We start from the raw sequence: 18,225 nt of genomic DNA, 5'->3' as shown, positions 1-18,225 counted from the left end.
GGATTGTCATGCCTGATTCGGTCAACGCTGTTTCGACGTCTGCTTCTGTAGTGTCTTCCGCCGTGCCGCCGGTAGTCGGCGGCATTGCCGTACCGCCCGTGGCGAAGGCGGGCGACGCGCTCGCCCAGATCGCCACGCCCTCGCTGGTACTCGATCTCGACGCCTTCGACGCCAACATCGAACGCATGGCGAGCGCGGCCGCTGCCCGAGGCGTGGCGGTGCGCCCGCACGCCAAGGCGCACAAGTCGACCAGCATTGCCCGTGCGCAAATGGCGGCCGGTGCCGTCGGCGTTTGCTGCCAGAAAGTCACCGAGGCCATCCCGTTCGTCAACGCAGGCATCGGCAATATCCACATCAGTAACGAGTTCGTTGGCGAAGCGCGCATCGCACTGGCTGTCGCGATGGCCGCGCGCGTGACGTTGTCGGTTTGTGTGGACGATGTGCGTCAGGTCGCACCGCTGGGCATGGCGGCCAAGCGCGCGGGCGTGCGCATCGCCGTGTTGCCCGAAGTCGACGTGGGGCAGGGACGTTGCGGGGTGGATTCGACCGATGCGGTGGCAGCACTGGTCGACGCCATCGATCACTACGAAGGGCTGCGCTTCGGCGGCTTGCAGGCGTATCACGGCAGCGCACAGCACATCGCCAGTTGGGATCTGCGACGTGACACAGCGCGGCAGGCGGCAGACAAAGCGGCCGCGTATGTCCGGTTTCTCGAAGCGCGCGGCATCACGTGCCCGGTCGTGACGGGCGGCGGCACCGGCACGGCGGAATTCGATATCGAAAGCGGTGTGTACACCGAGATTCAGCCGGGCTCGTACGCGTTTCTCGACGGGCATTACGGCTCGCTCGAATGGCGCGACGACTGGCGCTTCCGGCACGGGTTGTTCCTCGCGTCGACGGTAATGAGCACCGCGCGTCCGGGCGTGATAGTGTGCGATGCAGGACTCAAGAGCGTGGCGACCGATTCGGGCTTGCCTCGGTTCTGGTCGTCGCAGCAAGCGGGCAAGCCGCATTACCGTACGGCCTCCGACGAACACGGCGTACTGGAGCTGGCGTCGGCGACCGAAGACAGTGCACCGTGGCTCGGCGAGACGATTCTGCTGGTGCCGGGGCACTGCGACCCGACGGTGAATCTGTATGACCGGTATGTCGCCGTACGGCACGGACGTGTTGAAGCGCTTTGGGCAATCGAGGCGCGCGGGCTGAGCCAGTAAAGGCTCGGGTGTTGTCGAAATTCTCCAAAAAATTTGGAGAGGGGGCTTCACAACTTCAAAAAGCTGCGCTATAGTCTCACTTCTTCGCCGCACGGGGGTATAGCTCAGCTGGGAGAGCGCTTGCATGGCATGCAAGAGGTCAGCGGTTCGATCCCGCTTACCTCCACCAAACGGAAGACTTTAAGTCCCCTTCGTCTAGAGGCCTAGGACATCACCCTTTCACGGTGAGTACAGGGGTTCGAATCCCCTAGGGGACGCCAGATTCATCGGCGTGACACTCGGTTAGCTCCGGTTGCACGTCAGATAATCGGTTGTCGGCAAACGCGCTTGGCTTCATCGCCAAGCGCGTTTTGTTTTTTGTGCCGCAGAAATTCACCTTCAGCGCACCGGCGTACTCGCCATCTTCCCTACGACAGTTTTCCACGGCCGCACGCGCCACGATTTCACCAGCCCGTTGCGCACATATGGATCGGCATTGGCGAACGCCTCGGCCGACGCCGCACTCTCGCCCTCGAACAGCAATGCCGCCGTGTCGACGGGATCTTCCAATGCCCCCGCCAGCAACAAGTCACCCCGATCCACCGCTTGCCACGCGAGCGCCAGATGCGCGTCGCGATAGTCAGCGCGCCGGTCGAGATAGTCATCGACGAGTTCGTAAGTCAGCAGGTAATGCATGAGGGTGTCTCCGTAAACGATCAACGATAAAACGCCGACGGCGGCACGCCGAAGTGCCGCTTGAACATCGCGGCAAACGCGCTTTGACTAGCATAGCCGTGATCGAGCGCCACGTTGACGATCTTCTCGCCATGCGCGAGCGCTTCGAGCGCCTGTAGCAAGCGTGCCTGCTGACGCCAACGCCCGAACGTGATTCCCGTCTCCGCCGCAAAACGCCGCTGGAAGGTCTTGGCCGACAGGCTCACTTCGCGTGCCCAGTCGTCGAGTGTGGCGGCGTCGGCCGGTGTCTGCACCAGCCGGTCGCACACGCGGGCGAGCCGCGCGTCGCGTGGCCACGACAGATAGAGCGGCAGCACGGGCAGGGCGGTCAATTCGTCCAGCAACAGCCGCATGAGCCGGGCGTCGCGTGAGTCTGGCGCGTAGTCGAGCGGAATGGCGATGGCGGCCAGTATCAGTTCGCGTACCAGTGGCGAGATATCCACCACGCAGCTCGCTTGGGGCAGCTTGGCGGCGTCGGGTTCGACAAACACCGTGCGCATCTTCACGTTGCCGCTCATCTGCACCGTGTGTTCGAGCCCGGCAGCCAGCCACACGCCGCGCGTGGGCGGCACCACCCAGCGCCCGGACGGCGCCGCGACGATCATCACCCCTTCAATGGCATAGAGCAGTTGCGCGCGCCGGTGCCGGTGCGATGCGATGAACGTGTTGTGGCCGTAATCGACCGCCATCGCAGCCATCGGCATGGGGGTGCGTTCGAAGCGAAGGTGATCGGTCGAAATCAGATCCGTCGGCGCCATGACGATGTCTTTTTTGAGATAGGTTTGGTTATTTTAGCGTGAGACACCCAAAAGGTTATCGCCGACGATGGACCTTCCTTTTTCTGACTTCTGTGGGAATCGTCATGGGGTACATCCTGTATCCGTTGGGCGCCATGCTGTTGTGGGCCGGCAACGTCATCGTCTCGAAACTCTCTGCCAGCGCGATCGCGCCATCGGCGATTACGTTCTATCGGCTAGTGCTGGCCGTCGCGGTCTTGACACCTTTCGTCATTCGGCCGCTGATGCGCAACTGGTCGCATGTGCGCCCGCAGTTGGCGAAGCTCGGTTTCCTCGGCTTTCTGAGCATGTCGTTCTATCAGAGCCTGTCGTATCTCGCGGCGCATAGCACCACGGCAACGAACATGGCCATCGTGACGGCGCTCGCACCGCTGCTGACGTTGCTTTGGAGTGTGGCGCTGCTGCGCGAGCCGCCGACGCTCGGCATGCTCGTCGGCGGTTTGCTCTCGCTCGCGGGGCTCGTGTACCTGATCGGGCGGGGCCATCCGGCCACGCTGCTCGACGGCGGTATTCACTTGGGCGACGTGCTGATGCTGATCGCCTCGGCGTCTTACGGGCTGTACAGCGTATTGCTGCGCCGCTGGCACGTTGCGTTGCCGTCGACACAGTCGGCGTATGTGCAGGCGTGCGCGGCATTGATCACGATGATTCCGATGGTCGCGCTGGTGCCCGCCGGGCAGGCGCAACTCAATGTGGCGACCGTGCCGCTGGTGTTGTACGCGGGGCTCGGTGCGTCGATTCTGTTGCCGATTCTGTGGATTCAGGGCATTCGCCATCTTGGCCCCAATCGTTGCAGCATGTTCATCAACGTGCTGCCGGTGATGACGGCAGTGCTGGCTGTGCTGATGCTGGGCGAGCAATTGCATACCTTCCATATTCTTGGCGGCGGCGTGGCGCTGGTGGGCGTGGCGATTGCGCAGCGCTGGAAGCGTCCGTTGCCGGGCTTCGGCGGGGACGATGCATCGGATTCGGATGAGGTGCCGGCATGACAGGCACCGCGTGGAAATCGACGGCACACCGGGAGCGAGGAACCACGCCGGCCAACGGTCATGAGGCCGTGCCGGGACAGGGCGCGGGCGACCGCGCTTCGACGGACGCGCCGTTGTACAGCGGGCAGCAGGGGCCGGGGGGCACCTCGCCCGTGGCGCGGGCGTCGGCAGCGCAGGCATCGCCATCCATCAACTCAGGAACGACACCGGGCGGCGTACCCGGCAACGGTGGGGGGCAAGACGCCCTTGCCCCGTTGTGCGCACGGCTGGATCGCCTCACGGCGCTGGTCGAACAGTGGCTGACCGGCGACCAGTCGCCGACGGTCGACTGGAGCGCGTCGGTGGCCTTCCACTGGCGGGGCTCGCGGGGTGGACAGGGCGGGCAGGGCGGTGCAAGGCTGGTGCCCGTGACCGATCCGCAACTGATCTCGTTCGACGACTTACGCAACGTGTCGCGTCAGCGTGAAGTCATCGAGCGCAATACGGCGCAGTTCGTCGCCGGGCATCCCGCCAACAACGTGCTGCTCACCGGCGCGCGTGGCACGGGCAAGTCGTCGCTGGTCAAAGCGTGCCTGTACCAGTTCGCGCCGTTGGGCCTGCGGCTGGTCGAAGTGGACAAGGCCGATCTCGACGATCTGCCGCATATCGTGGGCTTGCTGCGTGCGCGCCCCGAGCGCTTCGTGTTGTTCTGCGACGATCTGTCGTTCGAGCCGGGGGAGTCGAGCTACAAGGGATTGAAAACGGCGCTCGATGGTTCGGTGTCTGGCGGTGCGGCGAACGTGCTGGTGTATGCCACATCGAATCGCCGGCATCTCGTGCCGGAGTCCGCCAGCGACAACCTAGACACGCACGCGGGCGCGAACGGCGAGCTGCATCCGGGCGACGCGGTGGAAGAGAAGATATCGCTCTCGGAGCGCTTCGGTCTGTGGCTGACGTTCTACGGCTTCTCGCAAGACGAGTATCTGGCGGCCGTGGCCCTTTGGCTCGGGCATCAGGGCTTCGACGATGCACAGATCGCCGAAGCCCGAGACGCTGCATTGCAGTGGGCACTCACCCGGGGCGCTCGCTCCGGGCGTATCGCCGCGCAGTTTGCCCGCGACTACGCGGGGCGGCGCTTCGCGGCGTCGCTGGACGCGGCCAAATCAGACGTCCCGCCGACCGCCACCCCGTAAGTGCTCACTATGCGACGGTCTTGCTCGGCGGCGGAAAACGCCTCCCAGAGCAGGCCGTTGCAATCGGTGTTGCTGCTGTATTCCGGCGCGGCATCGTCTTCGAAGCCGACATGGCGCAACTCCCCTGCCCGCGAGGGTGACTCGTTGATCGAGAAATTGAGCAAGTCGGTACGCCACATGGCGTAGGCACCGGGCACGACGGCCGAGGGCGGTTGGCCGAGCCGAGCCGAGTAATCTTCGATGGACTGGCCGAGATCGCGCACGGCGAGCGCGATGTGAAAGCGTTTCATGGGGTCTCCCTTTTTCAATGACGAACGACGCGTGCGACGGATGCGACGCGAGCGATCACTCGCTTACCGTCTCGGCGGTCGTTGTCATAGATCGTAGGAGAGGCTGGCGCGGCTAGCCAGACGGCGCGTTATCCCGGTACCGATGGTAACGGGCTGCCAAGCCGTAAGGTTCGGGGGAGTGCTAGTCGTGTCCGGTGATGTTGCCGGGGAGTGCGACGCCGCTTGATGGGCGCCGGATAGACGGCCGCAGGCCGTGAGCGGGCGCTTACTGGGGCCGCTGAAAGTCGTTGGCGACCCAAGCCTGGGCACTGTTGCGCGAGAGCTTGAAGTTCGGCGGCACTTTCACCGAGGCGATGGTTTCACCGAAGCGGTCGATGGCGCTGAGGGTCGCGTACGGATCGTACTCGTCGGGCACGATGTCGAGCGTGACCTCGATGTCGCCATCGGGGCCGTCGACGCTCACCCGCTTGTGCATTTGTGCGCGCAGTTGCTGCTCGTGACGGCGCAGCACTTCGGCGGCGGTCTTCACCAGCGTGTTGAAGGCGTTCACGTCGAGCGGTTTCGGATTCTTCTTGTCGCGGCCCATGGTCCACGGGCCGACAAGGGCGGGTTCGGACTCGCCGTCCTTGTACATCGCGACGGCCCAACCGTCGTCTTCCTCGTTCTTGATCACCTTGGCCGTCCAGCCGTCGTCGCACCACAGACGTGCCTCGTGGATGACGCCATCGTTGTCGATGAGGTCAGCGTCGGCAGGGGTCTCGGGGGCGTTCGAAGCGGTGTTGGCGGGTGTTGCAGTCACGGTCGGGTCGGGAGGGAGAAAGGCGAAGTGCGCAATTTTACCGCGTCCGGCGTTGGTGCGGACGCGGCCGTAGTTGACGGGGCTCTGCCTCGACATCCGGCATTGAGGTCTTGCCCCGAGTTTCAGCCCCGAGGGTTAGCCTTGTCAGCCCTTCACCAAGCCCCCGTCCACGATCAAATTCTGCCCCGTCACCGCGCGCGCCCACGGCGAGAGGAAATACAGCACGGCGTCGGCGAACTCGTCGGGTGTCGTGACCCGGCGCAGCGGCGTGAGGCTCGCGATGAGGTCGAACACGGCTTCCGGCGTGGCGGCGCTCGCATCGGTCACGCGCAGCAAGCCGCCGGAGACCATGTTCACCGTGATGCCGTCGGGGCCGAGATCGTTGGCCGCCGTGCGTGTCAGTGCCAGCAGTGCGGCCTTGGCGGCCGTGTAGTCGTGGTACGGCACCACCGGGTTCTGGAACAGGTTGGTGCCCACGTTCACGATGCGTCCGAAGCCGGCTTCGCGCATGCCGGGCAATGCGGCCTGCATGGTGTTGAGCGCGCCTTTGACGGCGCCTTCGAACTGTTGCGTGAAGCGCGACCACGAGATATCGGCCAGTTGCGGGCGCGCGTCGCCGTCGAAGCGAAAGTCTGCCAGGGCATTGTTCACGACCGAGACGATCGGTGCGCCGGTGCGCTCACGGGCTTCGGCGAAGAGCCGGGCGACGGCTTTCTCGTCGGTCACATCGGCTTGCAAGGCAATCGCGCGCGGACCGATCGATTCGGCCAGCGTACGCGCGGCGGCATCGCTGCGCAGATAGTTGATGATCACCCCCGCGCCCTCGCGCGCCACGGCGCGCGTGATGGCTGCACCCAAACCGCGGGCGCCGCCCGTGACGAGCACCCACTGCGATTCCAGCTTCATTCCGATGTTCCTTGTCGTGTGCTTGTGATGTTCTGATGCGCATCGTGCGCACCGGGTGCCATTATCGCGCGTTCTACGGGGTGTCTTGTGCCCGAGGCAGGTCACTCATTCGCTGCGGCCAGCGCACTCAGCAGCACCACGGGCAACAACACGCACCAGAAACTCGTCCAGTGATACGCGAAGCCGCCGAAAACCGCACCCACGGCAAATGCCGCCAATGCCGGAATCATCTTCTTCAGGCGCGTACGTGCGGCCTTGTCGTCGCCCGAGTTGCCGCTCGCCAGTTCCACCATGTCGATGACGATCTGCGTGGTGTTGCCCGTCATGATCGTCGTGGGCGCGAGGTCGGCCAGCAGCAGTCGTCCGATCGCGTTTTGAATCGCCAGCGCGGCGACGCCGAACATGCCCGCCAGAATGGCCAGCGGGGCGTCGGCCGAGACGATGGGGCGCGCGATCATGCCCACGATCATGAAACCCAGCAACAGCAGCGTCTGCGTGGCCAGCAGCAGGCGCAACGGGCGGCGCCCGGCGCGCGAAAAGCCCTGCACCGCCAGCTTCACCATCGCGACCACCGCGACAAACACCGGCAACGCGAGCAATTTCGCAAGGACGCCGACATGGGTGCTCGCCACGAGCTGCACGCCGATCATCACGAAGTTGCCGGTGACATGGGCCGTGAACAGGCCGAACAGCGCGATAAAACCCACCACGTCGATATAGCCGGCGACAAAGGCCAGTGTCATCCCGATGTTGGTCGGCTTCGCGAAATGCGTGACACATAGGCGGGCGAATGACGCGGCTTGCGTCGGCGTGGGGATGTGGCGGGGCGTTCCCATGAGGACTCCTGTTCGCAAGGCGGGACGGTGCAGTTGCGGTGCGTACGTCGGCATGGCGGGTGCTGATGAAGCATATCACCGCAAGTTGGATGTCACCATCGGGTCGACCCGCTATACTTCAACCCACTGCGGGGCACGCAGCATGACACGTGCTGTGTCACGTATTGTCCGAACCACTGAATGAATGGAGATTCCTGATGAAGACCAGCGCACGCAACCAGTTCACCGGCAAGGTCGTCGCCCTGCAACGCGGTGCCGTCAATGACGAAGTGACGCTGCGCACCGATGCGGGTCAGGAAATTGTCGCTGTGATTACGCACGAGAGCACCGTGAACCTCGGTCTGAAAGAAGGCAGCGAGGCCGTGGCGCTGATCAAGGCGTCGTCGGTCATCGTGATGGTCGACGCTGACGCGAGCAAGGTGTCGACGCGCAACGTCATCACCGGCAAGGTGTCGCGCGTGGAAACCGGCGCAGTGAACAGCGAAGTCGAGATCAAGGCCGACAACGGCGCGGTGATCGCGGCCATCGTCACGAACGAAAGCGCCAAGCGCCTCGGCCTGCAAGCCGGTCGTGAAGCCGCTGCACTGGTCAAGGCATCGAGCGTGATCGTGGCGGTTGCCTGAACGAACCTGCCGAACCTGCTGCATGACGATGGAGACATCGTTGACGCCTTTGCAACCATCGCACGCGCGCCCTGAAGGCGCGATCTTCGCCGCGTTGTTCCTCCCGAACGCGACGCCCGAACGGGCTGCCCGGCTCGGGCTGTCGGGGGCCGCATTCGCGGAATTGCTGCGACGCCATTTCGCCCCCGTGCCTGCCGAGTGGCGGGCGCTGGTGGCGGATCTGCCGACGCCCGCCTGGGCCGCCCACGCCACGTTCGTGGTGGAAATGCGCGAAATGCTGCGCCGCCGTGCCGACCCGATTCTCCACCCGACCGATGCCGCCGATATGGCGACGATTCTCGCCACGGCCTGTCTGCGTCCCGATCACCTTTGGCGTGATCTGGGCTTGTCGGGGCGCGACGATGTCACCGCACTTCTCACCCATTTCTTCCCGGCACTCGCGGCGGAAAACACGCTGAATCTGCGCTGGAAGCGGTTTCTCGCGGAAGCCTGCGCCAGCGCGTACGGCCGCGCGCCTGCGCCTGCGCCGGGCTGCCCCGGTTGTGAAGCCTACGGCGAGTGCTACGCGCATCTGCGGCAGCGCTAGGGCGCGTCGCGCCGTCAGTTGTGTAGGGCGTTTTGGTCGCGCCGCTTCGCTACGCCGCTACCGCTGTTGGCGGTATCAGATGCGTCATCAGAATCGACAGATTCTCGGCGTTGCGTCCTGCCCGCGCTGTGGCATTGCCATCATTGACCGTTCTGTCGAGCACGCGCTCGACGGTCTGGTTGAGGTCGTCGGCAAAATTACCGTGCTCGTCGTTGCGATGCAGTCCGAGAACGGCCAGCGCATGGCAAAGTTCCGGGGCATTCGCGAGAAACACGCTCTGCGCATGGAGCACGGAATCGGCATTTCTATCGAGCACCGCCCCCACACCGAATTCATGGAAATGCGTGACGACCTGCTGCCCGTTGTAGCGCATTAGCAGGAGCAGACGGGCTTTATCTTCCAGCGTCAGTCCCGGGTCGCCGAATTGGGCGAAGCTCATCCAGTCCTGTTTCGCCGGCAGCGTGAAGTCACCGATCTGAAAGGCACAGGACGGCTTCTCGGAGACGTGCCAGGTGAGCAGATCGTCGCGTGAGGGCGCCACAAGGTCAGTGAGCCGCCGGAACGCTTCGAACTGGTCGGCGGCGGTCTCGGCATGCGCCAGCCGGAACAGGGTCACCTTGGCATCTTCCTTGCACGTGCCCAGAAAGTAGTCTTTGATTCGCCCCCACAGGCTCGTGACATCCCTTTCGTACTTGGCGCTCACGCAGAGCCGTATTTGCGCAGCATCCAGCGTGCGGTAGTCGGGGTTGCCGAAGCACGTGGCAGCGGTGGTGATGGCGGTCGACATAACAGGCTCCTCTTGGGGTCAGCAAGGAGTGTGATGTGCGCGGGCTGTATCGGGATTTCACAAATCGATCAGCCGGACCGGTGCGCGGCGAGAATTTCCGCGCGCTGCTAGCATGTGCGTTTGCACGGTGCAGTGCCCGCTGCGCCGACGTCCCTGCCCCCGGAAGGAGTTTCACCATGTCGATTTCCCTCTATCGCGCCACCGTTCCCGTCTACCTGCGCGGCCTGACGGTCATGGCCGACTACATCAAGAAAGCGCGTGCGCACTGTGAAGAAAAGGCGCTCGATCCCGAGACGATTCTCAAAGCGAAACTGGCGCCGGACATGCTCGATTTCACCGCTCAGGTGCAGCGTGTCAGCGATACGGCAAAGTTTGCCGTATCACGTCTTACAGGTGTGGAATCGCCGAAATTCGAAGATAACGAAACGACGTTCGATCAACTGCGCGATCGCATCGCCAACACCGAAGCGTTTATCGCCGGTGTGCTCGAAGACCGTTTCGAAGGGGCGGAGTCGCGTGAGATCACCTTGAAGTTCAAGGCCTACCAGACGACGATGGACGGCGTGGATTACCTGCTGAAATTCGGCTTGCCGAACTTCTATTTCCACGTGACGACGACGCACGACATTTTGCGCGCGCAAGGCGTGGCCGTCGGGAAGACGGACTACCTCGGTCCGTACGAAATGGAAAAGATCTGACCCTGAACCGCCGTCGTCGGCGGTCAGTGCGTCGAAATCGGCAGGTACATGCGTAACTCGTCCTGATACGTGTTGCCGATGCGCATCGCGTCGGGCTCACGGCCGATTTCGACAAATCCGAATGATTGATAGAGTGCGATCGCCGCCCGGTTGGTCGCACTCACTTGCAGCGTCAGATGGCGCAGGCCGGGTTGGGAGCGCGCGAGCGCCACCGCCGACTCGATCAGCGCCCGGCCAATACCGCGCCCGACGCTGTCGGACTGCACGTACATCCCCCACAGAAAGCCCACGTGCGCGAACTTGCTGGCCTTCTGCCGCCCAAGCCCGAGCACGCCCACCAGACGTTCGTCGCTGCCTTGGCGATCGAACGCCCCGAAGACACCCACGTCCGGGCGCACCTCCAGCCACTCGCGCACGCGCTCGATCGGCCAGTCTTTCTCGACTTCATAGCTGGAACCGAACGCTTCCGGGTGCGCCTGCAAGCCGGCGAGACGCAGCGCCTGAAAGGCGAGTGCGTCGGCCGGCACCAGACGCCGTACGTCGACGTCTGCGGCAGCGGCCGTGGCCGTCGTTTTCGCCATCGTCGGGCGGGCGGGAGGACTCATGGCAGACGCGGCTCCATCATGGCGAGCACTGTGCGGGCCGCTTCTTCGGAAGAAGCGGGGTTCTGACCGGTCACGAGGCGGCCGTCGCCGACGACGTGCGATTGCCAGTTGTCGGCCTTTTCGTACAGCCCGCCCAGCTTCGCGAGTTCGGTTTCCACGAGGAACGGCACGATGTCGGTCAGCCCGACGGCTGCCTCTTCATCGTTGGAGAAGCCCGTCACGTGACGCCCGCGCACGAGCGGTTCGCCATTGGCGTCGCGCACTTTCAACAACACCCCGGGCGCGTGGCAGACAAAACCGATGGGCTTGCCGGCGCGCTCGAAGGCTTCGATCAGACGGATGGAATTCGGGTCTTGCGCGAGATCCCACAGCGGGCCGTGGCCGCCGGGATAGAACACCGCGTCGTAGTCGTCCTGCTTGACGTCGGCCAGCCGCAGCGTGGTGGCGAGGGCCTTCTGCGCGTCGGGGTCTTCGCGAAACCGGCGCGTGGCGTCGGTTTGTGCGTCGGGCTCGTCGCTCTTCGGATCGAGCGGTGGTTGTCCGCCGGCCGGTGAGGCGAGCGTGACCGCGAGCCCTTCGTCGATGAAGACGTAATAGGGCGCGGCGAATTCTTCGAGCCAGAAACCGGTCTTCTTGCCCGTGTCGCCCAAGCGGTCGTGCGAGGTCAGAACCATCAGGATGTTCATGAAACGTCTCCCTGTCGAGTCAGCCGTGCGAATCATTTTACCTGCCATAGCGTTCACTCGCAGGCGACAGGTTGTGGCGTTACATGTTCCCGGTCATGTGACTGACTTCAATGGGCGGATGACGCTCACCAGCGCGGCTTGTGAGCGGAATTGGCAGAAAGCCGCAAAGGAATTCGATTTGCGGGCCGCGGCGCGTCCGCTATGCTTGTGCGGATGCGGGCCACGCCCGAAGCCCACTGGAGCGAGACATGCAATTGATTGGAATGCTGGATTCCCCGTACGTACGCCGCACGGCCATCTGCCTGAAGCTGCTTGGCCTGCCGTACGAGCATCGCTCGCTGTCGGTGTTCAGCACGTTCGACGCCTTTGCCGCGATCAACCCGGTGGTGAAGGCCCCGACGCTGATCACCGACGACGGCACAGTGCTGATGGATTCGACGCTGATTCTGCAATACCTCGAATCACTGGTCGATGCCGAACAGCGCTTGATTCCGGTCGACCCGGCAGAGCGGCTGCGCGCCTTGCGCCTGACGGGACTGGCGCTGGCGGCTTGCGAAAAGTCGGTGCAATTGGTGTACGAGCGCGAACTGCGTCCGCTTGAGAAGCGGCACGAGCCTTGGACGGATCGTGTGCGCACGCAGGTGCGTGCGGCGTTTCGTGGGCTGGAGGTGGAGCTGGCGCAGGTGCCGATTCTGGCAACGCCGGACGCGATCGGCGAGCATGGCGTGACGATCGCCGTGGCGTGGCGCTTTCACCAGTTGCTCTTGCCGGAGGTCGATTTCAGCGCGGAGTTTCCGGAAGTTGCCCGGTTCTCCGCGCAGGCCGAGGGGATGCCCGCGTTTCGCGAGACCCCTCCGATCTGAAGATAACGGACGTCAGTTCTTGAGACGGTAGCCGGTCTTGAACATCCACGCGATCACGGCGACGAACACCGCGAGGAACACCAGCGTCATGCCGAGGCTCACGCCGACGCTGACGTCGGCCAGCCCGTAAAAGCTCCACCGGAATCCGCTGATCAGATACACCACCGGGTTGAACAGCGTCACCGTGCGCCAGAACGGCGGCAGGATGTGCGTCGAGTAGAAGCTGCCGCCGAGGAACGTGAGCGGCGTGATGATGAGCAGCGGCACGAGTTGCAGTTTCTCGAAGCCGTCTGCCCAGATGCCGAGGATGAAGCCGAGCAGGCTGAACGTGATCGCGGTGAGTACCAGAAACAGAATCATCCAGAACGGATGCTCGATGCGCAGCGGCACGAACAGCGCCGCAGTGCCGAGCATGATCACGCCCAGAATGACCGACTTGGTCGCCGCCGCCCCGACATAGGCGAGCACGATCTCCATGTACGACACCGGCGCCGAGAGCAACTCGTAGATGGTGCCGGTAAAGCGTGGAAAGTAGATCCCGAACGAGGCGTTCGACACACTCTGCGTGAGCAGCGAGAGCATGATCAGGCCCGGCACGATGAACGCGCCGTACGGCACGCCCTCGATCTCCGGAATGCGCGAGCCGATGGCCGCGCCGAACACCACAAAATACAGCGACGTCGAAATCACGGGCGAGATGATGCTCTGCATCAGCGTGCGTCGCGTGCGCGCCATCTCGAAGTTGTAAATCGCCTTCACGGCGTAAAAATTCATGGCGCGGCTCATCCTTCTTTTTTGTGCACGAGCGAGACGAAGATGTCTTCGAGCGAGCTTTGCGTCGTATTCAGATCCTTCACGGCGATGCCGGCGCGTTCCAGATCGCGCAACAGGGCGGCGATGGTCGTCTGTTCGATGTTGGCATCGTAGGAGAAGACCAGTTCGTTGCCTTCCTGTCCGATCGTGAGGCCGTAGCCGCCCAGCGCATCGGGCACGGCCGAGAGCGGTTCGCTCAGTTGCAGCGTCAGGTGCTTGCTGCCGAGGCGTCGCATCAGTTCGGTCTTCTCTTGCACCAGCGTGATTTCGCCGCCGGTGATGATGCCCACGCGGTCCGCCATTTCTTCGGCTTCTTCGATGTAGTGCGTGGTGAGAATGACGGTCACGCCAGTCTCGCGCAGTGACTGCACCAGCCGCCACATGTCGCGGCGCAACTCGACGTCGACACCGGCGGTGGGTTCGTCGAGGAACAGCACACGCGGTTCGTGCGAGAGCGCTTTGGCGATCAGCACACGCCGCTTCATGCCGCCCGAGAGCTGCATGAGACGGTTGTCCTTTTTCTCCCAGAGCGAGAGCGAGCGCAGCACCTTTTCGATGTGCGCCGGGTTCGCGGGCTTGCCGAACAGGCCGCGCGAAAAAGAGACCGTGGCCCACACCGATTCGAACGCGTCGGTGGTCAGCTCCTGCGGCACGAGACCGATGGCTTCGCGCGCAGCACGGTAGTCGGTGACGATGTCGTGACCGTCGACCGTGACCGTGCCCGAGGTGGGCCGCACGATGCCGCAAATGGTGCTGATGAGGGTTGTCTTGCCGGCGCCGTTGGGGCCGAGCAGTGCGAAGATCTCGCCGCGGTGGATATCCAGGTTGATGTTCTTGAGCGCCTGGAAGCCCGATGCGTACGTCTTCGACAGATTTTGGATTGAGATCACTGGAGGCATGGCGGCGACGATAGCACAGGCTTGCGTAATCTGTTGGCGAGGGGCGACGGCTGTGCCCAATGAAAACGCGGGCATCGGGCCGTTGCCAGCCCGATGCCCGTGGACCCGCCCTTGAGGGGGCGGGCCGATACCCTGCCTGCGGCGTGCTTCCGTACGTCAGGCCTTCGGCATCTCGCGCGGCACGATGACCATCCAGTTCATGCCGAAGCGGTCCTTGACCATGCCGAACGTGATGGCGAAGAAGGTCGGTCCGAGTGGCATGCCGATCTCGCCGCCGTCGGCCAGTGCGTTGAAAGCCTTTTCGGCGTCTTTGCTTTCGGTGAAGTCGACCGACAACGAGAAGCCGCCGAAATTCGGCTTACCGCTCACCCGGCCGTCGGACACCATCACCATCGTTTCGCCGATGGTCATTTCGCCGTGCATGATCTTGCTCTCGCTGCCCGGCGGCAGCATGCCTTCCGGACACGACTCCGGGCTGTCGCTGTAACGCATCATCATGCCGGGTTTGGCACCCAGCGCCTTCTTGTAGAACTCCAGCGCTTCTTCGCAACGGCCTTCGAAAAACAAATAGGAATGAACTTGCATGGAATGCTCCTCGATCTCTTCTGGGGATGGGGGGCTGATACCCGCAGGCGACGGCCCCTGATACGGTCAAACAAGATGAATCAACGGTGACAACTCAACACGGTGCCATCGCCATCGGCACCGACGCATGCTCGTGCACGACACGCCAACGGCCCTCGGTTTTGCGATAGCAGACGGTGGCACGCACGGTGGCGCCACGCGACTGGCCGTCCGGGCTCGTATTGCGCACAGTGTTCACGCTGTGACTGAACGCCAGTTCACCGGCGAGCGTGAGCTGCCACTGCGCCACTTCGAAATGAATCGGTCCGACCGCATGGCTGAACCAACTCTCGAGCAACTCACGGTATGCCTCGATACCGCGATGCTCGGCGGGTGGCATCACGTCGAACAACACGACTTCGGGGTCGTAATGCGCGAACAGTGTGCCGACCTTCTTGTTGCGCACGGCGTCGAGCCATGCCGCATTGATCGCACGAATGGCGGCTTCGTCGCCGTGTGCGGGATACGTCTCAACCATAGTGCCTCCTGATGCAAAGCGTGTGACTTCGGGGGGACTGCAACGGCGGCGAAACGAAACGATTGAAATGAACGCGGGCGCGGCATGAGAGCGAGGGGAATAACGCCTGCGTCGACCGTCCCGGTGAGTGCAAATAACGCCTTTTTGCGCACTGCAACTTGCCTTTGTGGACAGTGTACACAAACAATAGCAGACATAATGGACACTGTCCACAAGGAGTTGCAATGACAGAAGAAGACACAACAGCGGGGCCGGTGCGCACGACTTACCGTCACGGGGACCTGCACCGGGCCTTGCTGGAGGCGGGGATTGCGCTTGCGCGCGATGGTGGACCGGACGCCGTGATCCTACGTGAAGCCACCCGCCGGGCCGGGGTGGTTCCCAACGCGGCGTATCGGCACTTTGCCAACCGGCAGGATTTACTGGATGCCGTGCGCTCAGCCGCACTGGCCGAATTGGCCATCGCGATCGAGCAGGAACTTGCCACCCTCGACGCGATGCCGCAGGACGATGCGGTGGCACTTGCGCGTGCGGGGTTGCGGGCGGTAGGGATTGGCTATCTGCATTACGCCCGGCAGCATCCGGGGTTGTTTCGCACGGCGTTTGCGAGTTCGGAGAATGTGCGCGGGCCGGCCGATCCTGAGAAGGCGGGCGCGAGCGGGTTGAACCCGTTCCAGTTGCTCGGCGCGGCGCTCGACCGGATGCTGGCGGCGGGGATCATTGCGCCGTCGCAGCGGCCCGGCGCGGAATATCTGGCCTGGGCCGCCGTGCACGGCTTGTCGGTGCTGGTGATCGACGGCCCGCTGCGGGATCTGCCGGACGAACAAGTCGATGCGCTCGGCTACCGGCTCGTGGCGATGGTGGAGCAGGGGCTGTAATGCATGGCGGCATCCGGCGCGGGATAACGTGCTGGCTGATGTGCCGGCTGATGTGCCGGCTGATGTGCTGGTGTGCCGGTTGTGCCTATTTGCCCTCGGTTGCCGTCAGCTTCGGCGTGAGCAAATCGGCGAGCCAGTTCATGAAGGCTTGCGCGCGGCGGGGCAGGTGGCGGCGGTTGGCGTAAAGCAACGTCACTGCCAGCGGCTCGGCCTGAAAGCCGGGCATCACTTCCCGCAGCGTGCCTTCTGCCAGATGCGTGCGCACGCCGGTTTCCGGTGCTTGAATCAGCCCCAGTCCCGCGAGACAGGCCGATTGATAGGCATCGGTGTTGTTCACGGTCAGCACGCCGTCCATTGGCCACTGAGCGTAACGCTCACCATCGAAATACTCCCAGCCGATGGGGCGCGTGCCGAGCGTGGTCGTGTAGTGAATCAACCGATGCTCATGCAGGTCTTCGAGCGATTTGGGCTCGCCATAGCGCTTCAGATATGCGGCACTGGCGACGTTCACCTGACGCAGCGACCCTAGCGGGCGTGCGATCAGTGTCGAATCGGCGTTGGTGCCGATCCGCAGCACGCAATCAAACCCCTCTCGCACGAGATCGACGCGCCGGTCGGTGCTCGACAGCTCCACGCGCAGCGCCGGATGCAACGCCAGAAACGCCGGGAGCTGCGGAATCACGACCGTGCGCGCGATCGTCGCAGGCAAGTCCACACGCAGCCGCCCCGTGAGCGCTTCGTCGCGCGCCACGAACATCGTTTCCCACTCTTCCATATCGGCAAGCAGGTCCTTGCAGCGCTCCAGACACGCCTGACCGTCCTGCGTGAGTTGCACGCGCCGGGTGGTCCGGTGGAGGAGGCGCGTGCCCAGTTTGGTTTCGAGTTGCTTGATGGCGTTGGACACGCTGGCGCGCGGCAGTCCCAGACTGTCGGCGGCCTGCGTGAAGCTGCCGGTCTCCGTCACCCGGACGAAGATGCGCATGGCGTCGAGTTGATGCATGGCGGGCGTTGGCCGGTGGGCGTGCCGGTCGATTGTTATCGGAATTTGATCAGTTTAATCAAATTCATCGGGTTTATTGGCGGAATTCGTTGCAATAGGATGTTGATACCGAGGCGCCGTCAGCACCTACCGCATGCAGCGCTCGAACTCAGGAGTTACACCATGACCCGCAAGATCGTTCTCATCACCGGTGGCAGCCGCGGTCTGGGCCGCGCTTCGGCACTGGCCGCCGCCCGTCGCGGTATCGACGTCATCGTGACCTATCGCAGCCAGCGTGCCGACGCCGACGCGGTCGTCACCGAGATCGGCAAGCTCGGTGCCAATGCCGTCGCCTTGCCGCTCGACGTCGCCGATAGCGCGCAGTTCGCACCGTTCGCCGCCGAGGTGAAGCGTGTGCTCAAGGAAGTCTGGAAGCGCGACACGTTCGACTTCCTCGTGAACAACGCCGGCACGGGGTTACACGCACCGTTCGCGGAAACGACCGAAGCGCAGTTCGACGACCTCGTGCGCATTCACCTGAAGGGCCCGTATTTCCTCACGCAGACGCTGCTGCCGTTGATTGCCGATGGCGGGCGCATTCTGAATGTGTCGAGCGGTCTGGCGCGCTTCTCGCTGCCGGGGGCATCGGCCTACGCGATCATGAAGGGCGGCATCGAGGTGTTCTCGCGCTATCTCGCGAAAGAGTTGGGCGCGCGGGGCATTCGCGCCAACACGGTTGCACCGGGAGCGATTGCCACGGACTTCAACGGCGGCACGGTGCGTGACAACGCGGGCGTGAATCAGATGGTCGCTGCGAATACGGCACTCGGCCGCGTGGGCGAAGCCGAGGATATCGGCGGCATGGTGGCGGCGCTGCTGGCCGATGAAACGGGCTGGATCAACGCCCAACGCATCGAAGCCTCGGGCGGCATGTTCGTCTGAGCGGCTAGCGGTTGTGTCACACAGGGGCTTCGGCCCCTGTTTTTTCG

The 18,225-nt window shown here is 63.7% G+C and carries 23 protein-coding genes and 2 tRNA genes; 11 read left to right on the top strand and 14 right to left on the bottom strand.

The window, feature by feature from the left end; translation table 11 throughout:
* The first annotated feature begins 8 nt into the window (after positions 1-8).
* From CDV46_RS07960 to CDV46_RS07950, 3 genes are all read left to right on the top strand, one after another.
* Positions 9-1,214 (top strand): DSD1 family PLP-dependent enzyme, encoded by a 1,206-nt coding sequence (locus tag CDV46_RS07960; protein WP_087722258.1) that lies wholly within the window; start codon positions 9-11, stop codon positions 1,212-1,214.
* A gap of 93 nt (positions 1,215-1,307) precedes the next feature.
* Positions 1,308-1,383: transfer RNA gene (locus CDV46_RS07955), tRNA-Ala, on the top strand.
* Between the two features lie 15 nt (positions 1,384-1,398).
* Positions 1,399-1,474 (top strand) — tRNA-Glu (locus CDV46_RS07950).
* A gap of 118 nt (positions 1,475-1,592) precedes the next feature.
* Here the strand turns inward: CDV46_RS07950 and CDV46_RS07945 are convergent.
* Together CDV46_RS07945 and CDV46_RS07940 are read right to left on the bottom strand one after the other, a co-directional pair.
* Entirely contained in the window at positions 1,593-1,889 is a 297-nt protein-coding gene (locus tag CDV46_RS07945; RefSeq protein ID WP_087722257.1) for a YciI-like protein, read from the bottom strand.
* A 20-nt stretch (positions 1,890-1,909) separates the two neighbouring features.
* Positions 1,910-2,686, bottom strand: a complete 777-nt coding sequence (locus CDV46_RS07940) for an AraC family transcriptional regulator (protein ID WP_254915960.1) — start codon at positions 2,684-2,686, stop codon at positions 1,910-1,912.
* A 104-nt stretch (positions 2,687-2,790) separates the two neighbouring features.
* Here CDV46_RS07940 and CDV46_RS07935 point away from each other — a divergent pair, with 104 nt between their 5' ends.
* Both CDV46_RS07935 and CDV46_RS07930 read left to right on the top strand, forming a co-directional pair.
* Entirely contained in the window at positions 2,791-3,714 is a 924-nt protein-coding gene (locus tag CDV46_RS07935; RefSeq protein ID WP_087686609.1) for a DMT family transporter, read from the top strand.
* Between the two features lie 266 nt (positions 3,715-3,980).
* Positions 3,981-4,886, top strand: coding sequence for an ATP-binding protein (locus CDV46_RS07930; RefSeq protein WP_254915970.1), 906 nt, complete (start codon positions 3,981-3,983; stop codon positions 4,884-4,886).
* Here CDV46_RS07930 and CDV46_RS07925 read toward each other — a convergent pair.
* The 4 genes from CDV46_RS07925 to CDV46_RS07910 all read right to left on the bottom strand — a co-directional run bounded on the left by CDV46_RS07925 (position 4,814) and on the right by CDV46_RS07910 (position 7,717).
* Positions 4,814-5,176, bottom strand: a complete 363-nt coding sequence (locus CDV46_RS07925; protein WP_087722255.1) for a hypothetical protein — start codon at positions 5,174-5,176, stop codon at positions 4,814-4,816. The two genes, CDV46_RS07930 and CDV46_RS07925, sit on opposite strands and share 73 nt — an antisense overlap.
* A 265-nt stretch (positions 5,177-5,441) precedes the next feature.
* The gene (locus tag CDV46_RS07920; RefSeq protein ID WP_441339316.1) at positions 5,442-5,975 is read right to left on the bottom strand and encodes a hypothetical protein; all 534 of its coding nucleotides are present in this window, start codon (positions 5,973-5,975) and stop codon (positions 5,442-5,444) included.
* 144 nt (positions 5,976-6,119) lie between these two features.
* Positions 6,120-6,881 carry a 3-oxoacyl-ACP reductase gene (locus CDV46_RS07915; RefSeq protein ID WP_087686611.1) on the bottom strand — a complete coding sequence of 254 codons (762 nt, stop codon included), beginning with the start codon at positions 6,879-6,881 and terminating at the stop codon, positions 6,120-6,122.
* A 101-nt stretch (positions 6,882-6,982) separates the two neighbouring features.
* A complete protein-coding gene (locus tag CDV46_RS07910) occupies positions 6,983-7,717 on the bottom strand; it encodes a YoaK family protein (RefSeq protein ID WP_084656061.1) in 735 nt (244 codons plus the stop codon).
* 197 nt (positions 7,718-7,914) lie between these two features.
* Here CDV46_RS07910 and CDV46_RS07905 point away from each other — a divergent pair, with 197 nt between their 5' ends.
* Together CDV46_RS07905 and CDV46_RS07900 are read left to right on the top strand one after the other, a co-directional pair.
* A complete protein-coding gene (locus tag CDV46_RS07905) occupies positions 7,915-8,340 on the top strand; it encodes a TOBE domain-containing protein (RefSeq protein WP_058377731.1) in 426 nt (141 codons plus the stop codon).
* Positions 8,341-8,380: 40 nt separating this feature from the next.
* Positions 8,381-8,926, top strand: a complete 546-nt coding sequence (locus CDV46_RS07900) for a nitrogen fixation protein NifQ (RefSeq protein ID WP_249277386.1) — start codon at positions 8,381-8,383, stop codon at positions 8,924-8,926.
* Between the two features lie 49 nt (positions 8,927-8,975).
* Here CDV46_RS07900 and CDV46_RS07895 read toward each other — a convergent pair whose 3' ends face one another.
* Positions 8,976-9,713 carry a hypothetical protein gene (locus tag CDV46_RS07895; protein WP_087722254.1) on the bottom strand — a complete coding sequence of 246 codons (738 nt, stop codon included), beginning with the start codon at positions 9,711-9,713 and terminating at the stop codon, positions 8,976-8,978.
* 176 nt (positions 9,714-9,889) lie between these two features.
* Between CDV46_RS07895 and CDV46_RS07890 the strand changes: the two genes are divergently transcribed.
* Positions 9,890-10,411: a DUF1993 domain-containing protein gene (locus CDV46_RS07890; protein WP_087686615.1), complete on the top strand. Its 522-nt coding sequence runs from the start codon at positions 9,890-9,892 to the stop codon at positions 10,409-10,411.
* 23 nt (positions 10,412-10,434) lie between these two features.
* Here the strand turns inward: CDV46_RS07890 and CDV46_RS07885 are convergent, their stop codons facing one another.
* Both CDV46_RS07885 and CDV46_RS07880 read right to left on the bottom strand, forming a co-directional pair.
* Positions 10,435-11,016: a GNAT family N-acetyltransferase gene (locus CDV46_RS07885; RefSeq protein WP_087722253.1), complete on the bottom strand. Its 582-nt coding sequence runs from the start codon at positions 11,014-11,016 to the stop codon at positions 10,435-10,437.
* Complete coding sequence (locus tag CDV46_RS07880) at positions 11,013-11,702, bottom strand: type 1 glutamine amidotransferase domain-containing protein (RefSeq protein WP_058377736.1); 690 nt, start codon at positions 11,700-11,702, stop codon at positions 11,013-11,015. Before CDV46_RS07880 ends, CDV46_RS07885 begins: the two co-directional genes overlap by 4 nt.
* Before the next feature lie 248 nt (positions 11,703-11,950).
* On the opposite strand from CDV46_RS07880, the gene CDV46_RS07875 reads away from it, so the two are divergent.
* Entirely contained in the window at positions 11,951-12,565 is a 615-nt protein-coding gene (locus tag CDV46_RS07875; protein ID WP_087686617.1) for a glutathione S-transferase family protein, read from the top strand.
* 12 nt (positions 12,566-12,577) lie between these two features.
* On the opposite strand, the gene CDV46_RS07870 is transcribed toward CDV46_RS07875, so the two are convergent.
* From CDV46_RS07870 to CDV46_RS07855, 4 genes are all read right to left on the bottom strand, one after another.
* On the bottom strand, positions 12,578-13,339 hold the full coding sequence (locus CDV46_RS07870; protein ID WP_058377738.1) for an ABC transporter permease: 762 nt from the start codon (positions 13,337-13,339) through the stop codon (positions 12,578-12,580).
* Positions 13,340-13,347: 8 nt separating this feature from the next.
* Positions 13,348-14,277, bottom strand: a complete 930-nt coding sequence (locus CDV46_RS07865; RefSeq protein ID WP_058377739.1) for an ABC transporter ATP-binding protein — start codon at positions 14,275-14,277, stop codon at positions 13,348-13,350.
* 156 nt (positions 14,278-14,433) lie between these two features.
* Entirely contained in the window at positions 14,434-14,862 is a 429-nt protein-coding gene (locus tag CDV46_RS07860) for a VOC family protein (RefSeq protein ID WP_087686618.1), read from the bottom strand.
* Positions 14,863-14,956: 94 nt separating this feature from the next.
* Positions 14,957-15,379 carry a YybH family protein gene (locus tag CDV46_RS07855; protein ID WP_087722252.1) on the bottom strand — a complete coding sequence of 141 codons (423 nt, stop codon included), beginning with the start codon at positions 15,377-15,379 and terminating at the stop codon, positions 14,957-14,959.
* 224 nt (positions 15,380-15,603) lie between these two features.
* Here CDV46_RS07855 and CDV46_RS07850 point away from each other — a divergent pair, with 224 nt between their 5' ends.
* A complete protein-coding gene (locus tag CDV46_RS07850) occupies positions 15,604-16,257 on the top strand; it encodes a TetR/AcrR family transcriptional regulator (protein WP_087686620.1) in 654 nt (217 codons plus the stop codon).
* Between the two features lie 85 nt (positions 16,258-16,342).
* Here the strand turns inward: CDV46_RS07850 and CDV46_RS07845 are convergent, their stop codons facing one another.
* The gene (locus CDV46_RS07845) at positions 16,343-17,257 is read right to left on the bottom strand and encodes a LysR family transcriptional regulator (protein WP_087686621.1); all 915 of its coding nucleotides are present in this window, start codon (positions 17,255-17,257) and stop codon (positions 16,343-16,345) included.
* A gap of 162 nt (positions 17,258-17,419) precedes the next feature.
* Between CDV46_RS07845 and CDV46_RS07840 the strand changes: the two genes are divergently transcribed.
* On the top strand, positions 17,420-18,178 hold the full coding sequence (locus CDV46_RS07840) for an SDR family NAD(P)-dependent oxidoreductase (RefSeq protein WP_087686622.1): 759 nt from the start codon (positions 17,420-17,422) through the stop codon (positions 18,176-18,178).
* The last annotated feature ends 47 nt before the right edge of the window (positions 18,179-18,225 follow it).

Origin of the sequence: Pandoraea sp. PE-S2T-3, assembly GCF_002179965.1 — a bacterium.
In the GTDB taxonomy this organism is placed as follows: Bacteria; Pseudomonadota; Gammaproteobacteria; order Burkholderiales; family Burkholderiaceae; genus Pandoraea.
The sequence above is the reverse complement of the archived record's forward strand: the minus strand, read 5'-3'. Positions and strand labels throughout refer to the sequence as shown.

What these genes read in the sequence shown, in the direction of transcription:
- CDV46_RS07960 (WP_087722258.1), top strand. Translation starts at nt 9, where the DNA reads ATGCCTGATTCGGTCAACGCTGTTTCGACGTCTGCTTCTGTAGTGTCT.
- CDV46_RS07945 (WP_087722257.1), bottom strand. Translation starts at nt 1,889, where the DNA reads ATGCATTACCTGCTGACTTACGAACTCGTCGATGACTATCTCGACCGG.
- CDV46_RS07940 (WP_254915960.1), bottom strand. Translation starts at nt 2,686, where the DNA reads ATGGCGCCGACGGATCTGATTTCGACCGATCACCTTCGCTTCGAACGC.
- CDV46_RS07935 (WP_087686609.1), top strand. Translation starts at nt 2,791, where the DNA reads ATGGGGTACATCCTGTATCCGTTGGGCGCCATGCTGTTGTGGGCCGGC.
- CDV46_RS07925 (WP_087722255.1), bottom strand. Translation starts at nt 5,176, where the DNA reads ATGAAACGCTTTCACATCGCGCTCGCCGTGCGCGATCTCGGCCAGTCC.
- CDV46_RS07915 (WP_087686611.1), bottom strand. Translation starts at nt 6,881, where the DNA reads ATGAAGCTGGAATCGCAGTGGGTGCTCGTCACGGGCGGCGCCCGCGGT.
- CDV46_RS07910 (WP_084656061.1), bottom strand. Translation starts at nt 7,717, where the DNA reads ATGGGAACGCCCCGCCACATCCCCACGCCGACGCAAGCCGCGTCATTC.
- CDV46_RS07905 (WP_058377731.1), top strand. Translation starts at nt 7,915, where the DNA reads ATGAAGACCAGCGCACGCAACCAGTTCACCGGCAAGGTCGTCGCCCTG.
- CDV46_RS07895 (WP_087722254.1), bottom strand. Translation starts at nt 9,713, where the DNA reads ATGTCGACCGCCATCACCACCGCTGCCACGTGCTTCGGCAACCCCGAC.
- CDV46_RS07890 (WP_087686615.1), top strand. Translation starts at nt 9,890, where the DNA reads ATGTCGATTTCCCTCTATCGCGCCACCGTTCCCGTCTACCTGCGCGGC.
- CDV46_RS07885 (WP_087722253.1), bottom strand. Translation starts at nt 11,016, where the DNA reads ATGAGTCCTCCCGCCCGCCCGACGATGGCGAAAACGACGGCCACGGCC.
- CDV46_RS07880 (WP_058377736.1), bottom strand. Translation starts at nt 11,702, where the DNA reads ATGAACATCCTGATGGTTCTGACCTCGCACGACCGCTTGGGCGACACG.
- CDV46_RS07875 (WP_087686617.1), top strand. Translation starts at nt 11,951, where the DNA reads ATGCAATTGATTGGAATGCTGGATTCCCCGTACGTACGCCGCACGGCC.
- CDV46_RS07870 (WP_058377738.1), bottom strand. Translation starts at nt 13,339, where the DNA reads ATGAATTTTTACGCCGTGAAGGCGATTTACAACTTCGAGATGGCGCGC.
- CDV46_RS07865 (WP_058377739.1), bottom strand. Translation starts at nt 14,277, where the DNA reads ATGCCTCCAGTGATCTCAATCCAAAATCTGTCGAAGACGTACGCATCG.
- CDV46_RS07860 (WP_087686618.1), bottom strand. Translation starts at nt 14,862, where the DNA reads ATGCAAGTTCATTCCTATTTGTTTTTCGAAGGCCGTTGCGAAGAAGCG.
- CDV46_RS07855 (WP_087722252.1), bottom strand. Translation starts at nt 15,379, where the DNA reads ATGGTTGAGACGTATCCCGCACACGGCGACGAAGCCGCCATTCGTGCG.
- CDV46_RS07850 (WP_087686620.1), top strand. Translation starts at nt 15,604, where the DNA reads ATGACAGAAGAAGACACAACAGCGGGGCCGGTGCGCACGACTTACCGT.
- CDV46_RS07845 (WP_087686621.1), bottom strand. Translation starts at nt 17,257, where the DNA reads ATGCATCAACTCGACGCCATGCGCATCTTCGTCCGGGTGACGGAGACC.
- CDV46_RS07840 (WP_087686622.1), top strand. Translation starts at nt 17,420, where the DNA reads ATGACCCGCAAGATCGTTCTCATCACCGGTGGCAGCCGCGGTCTGGGC.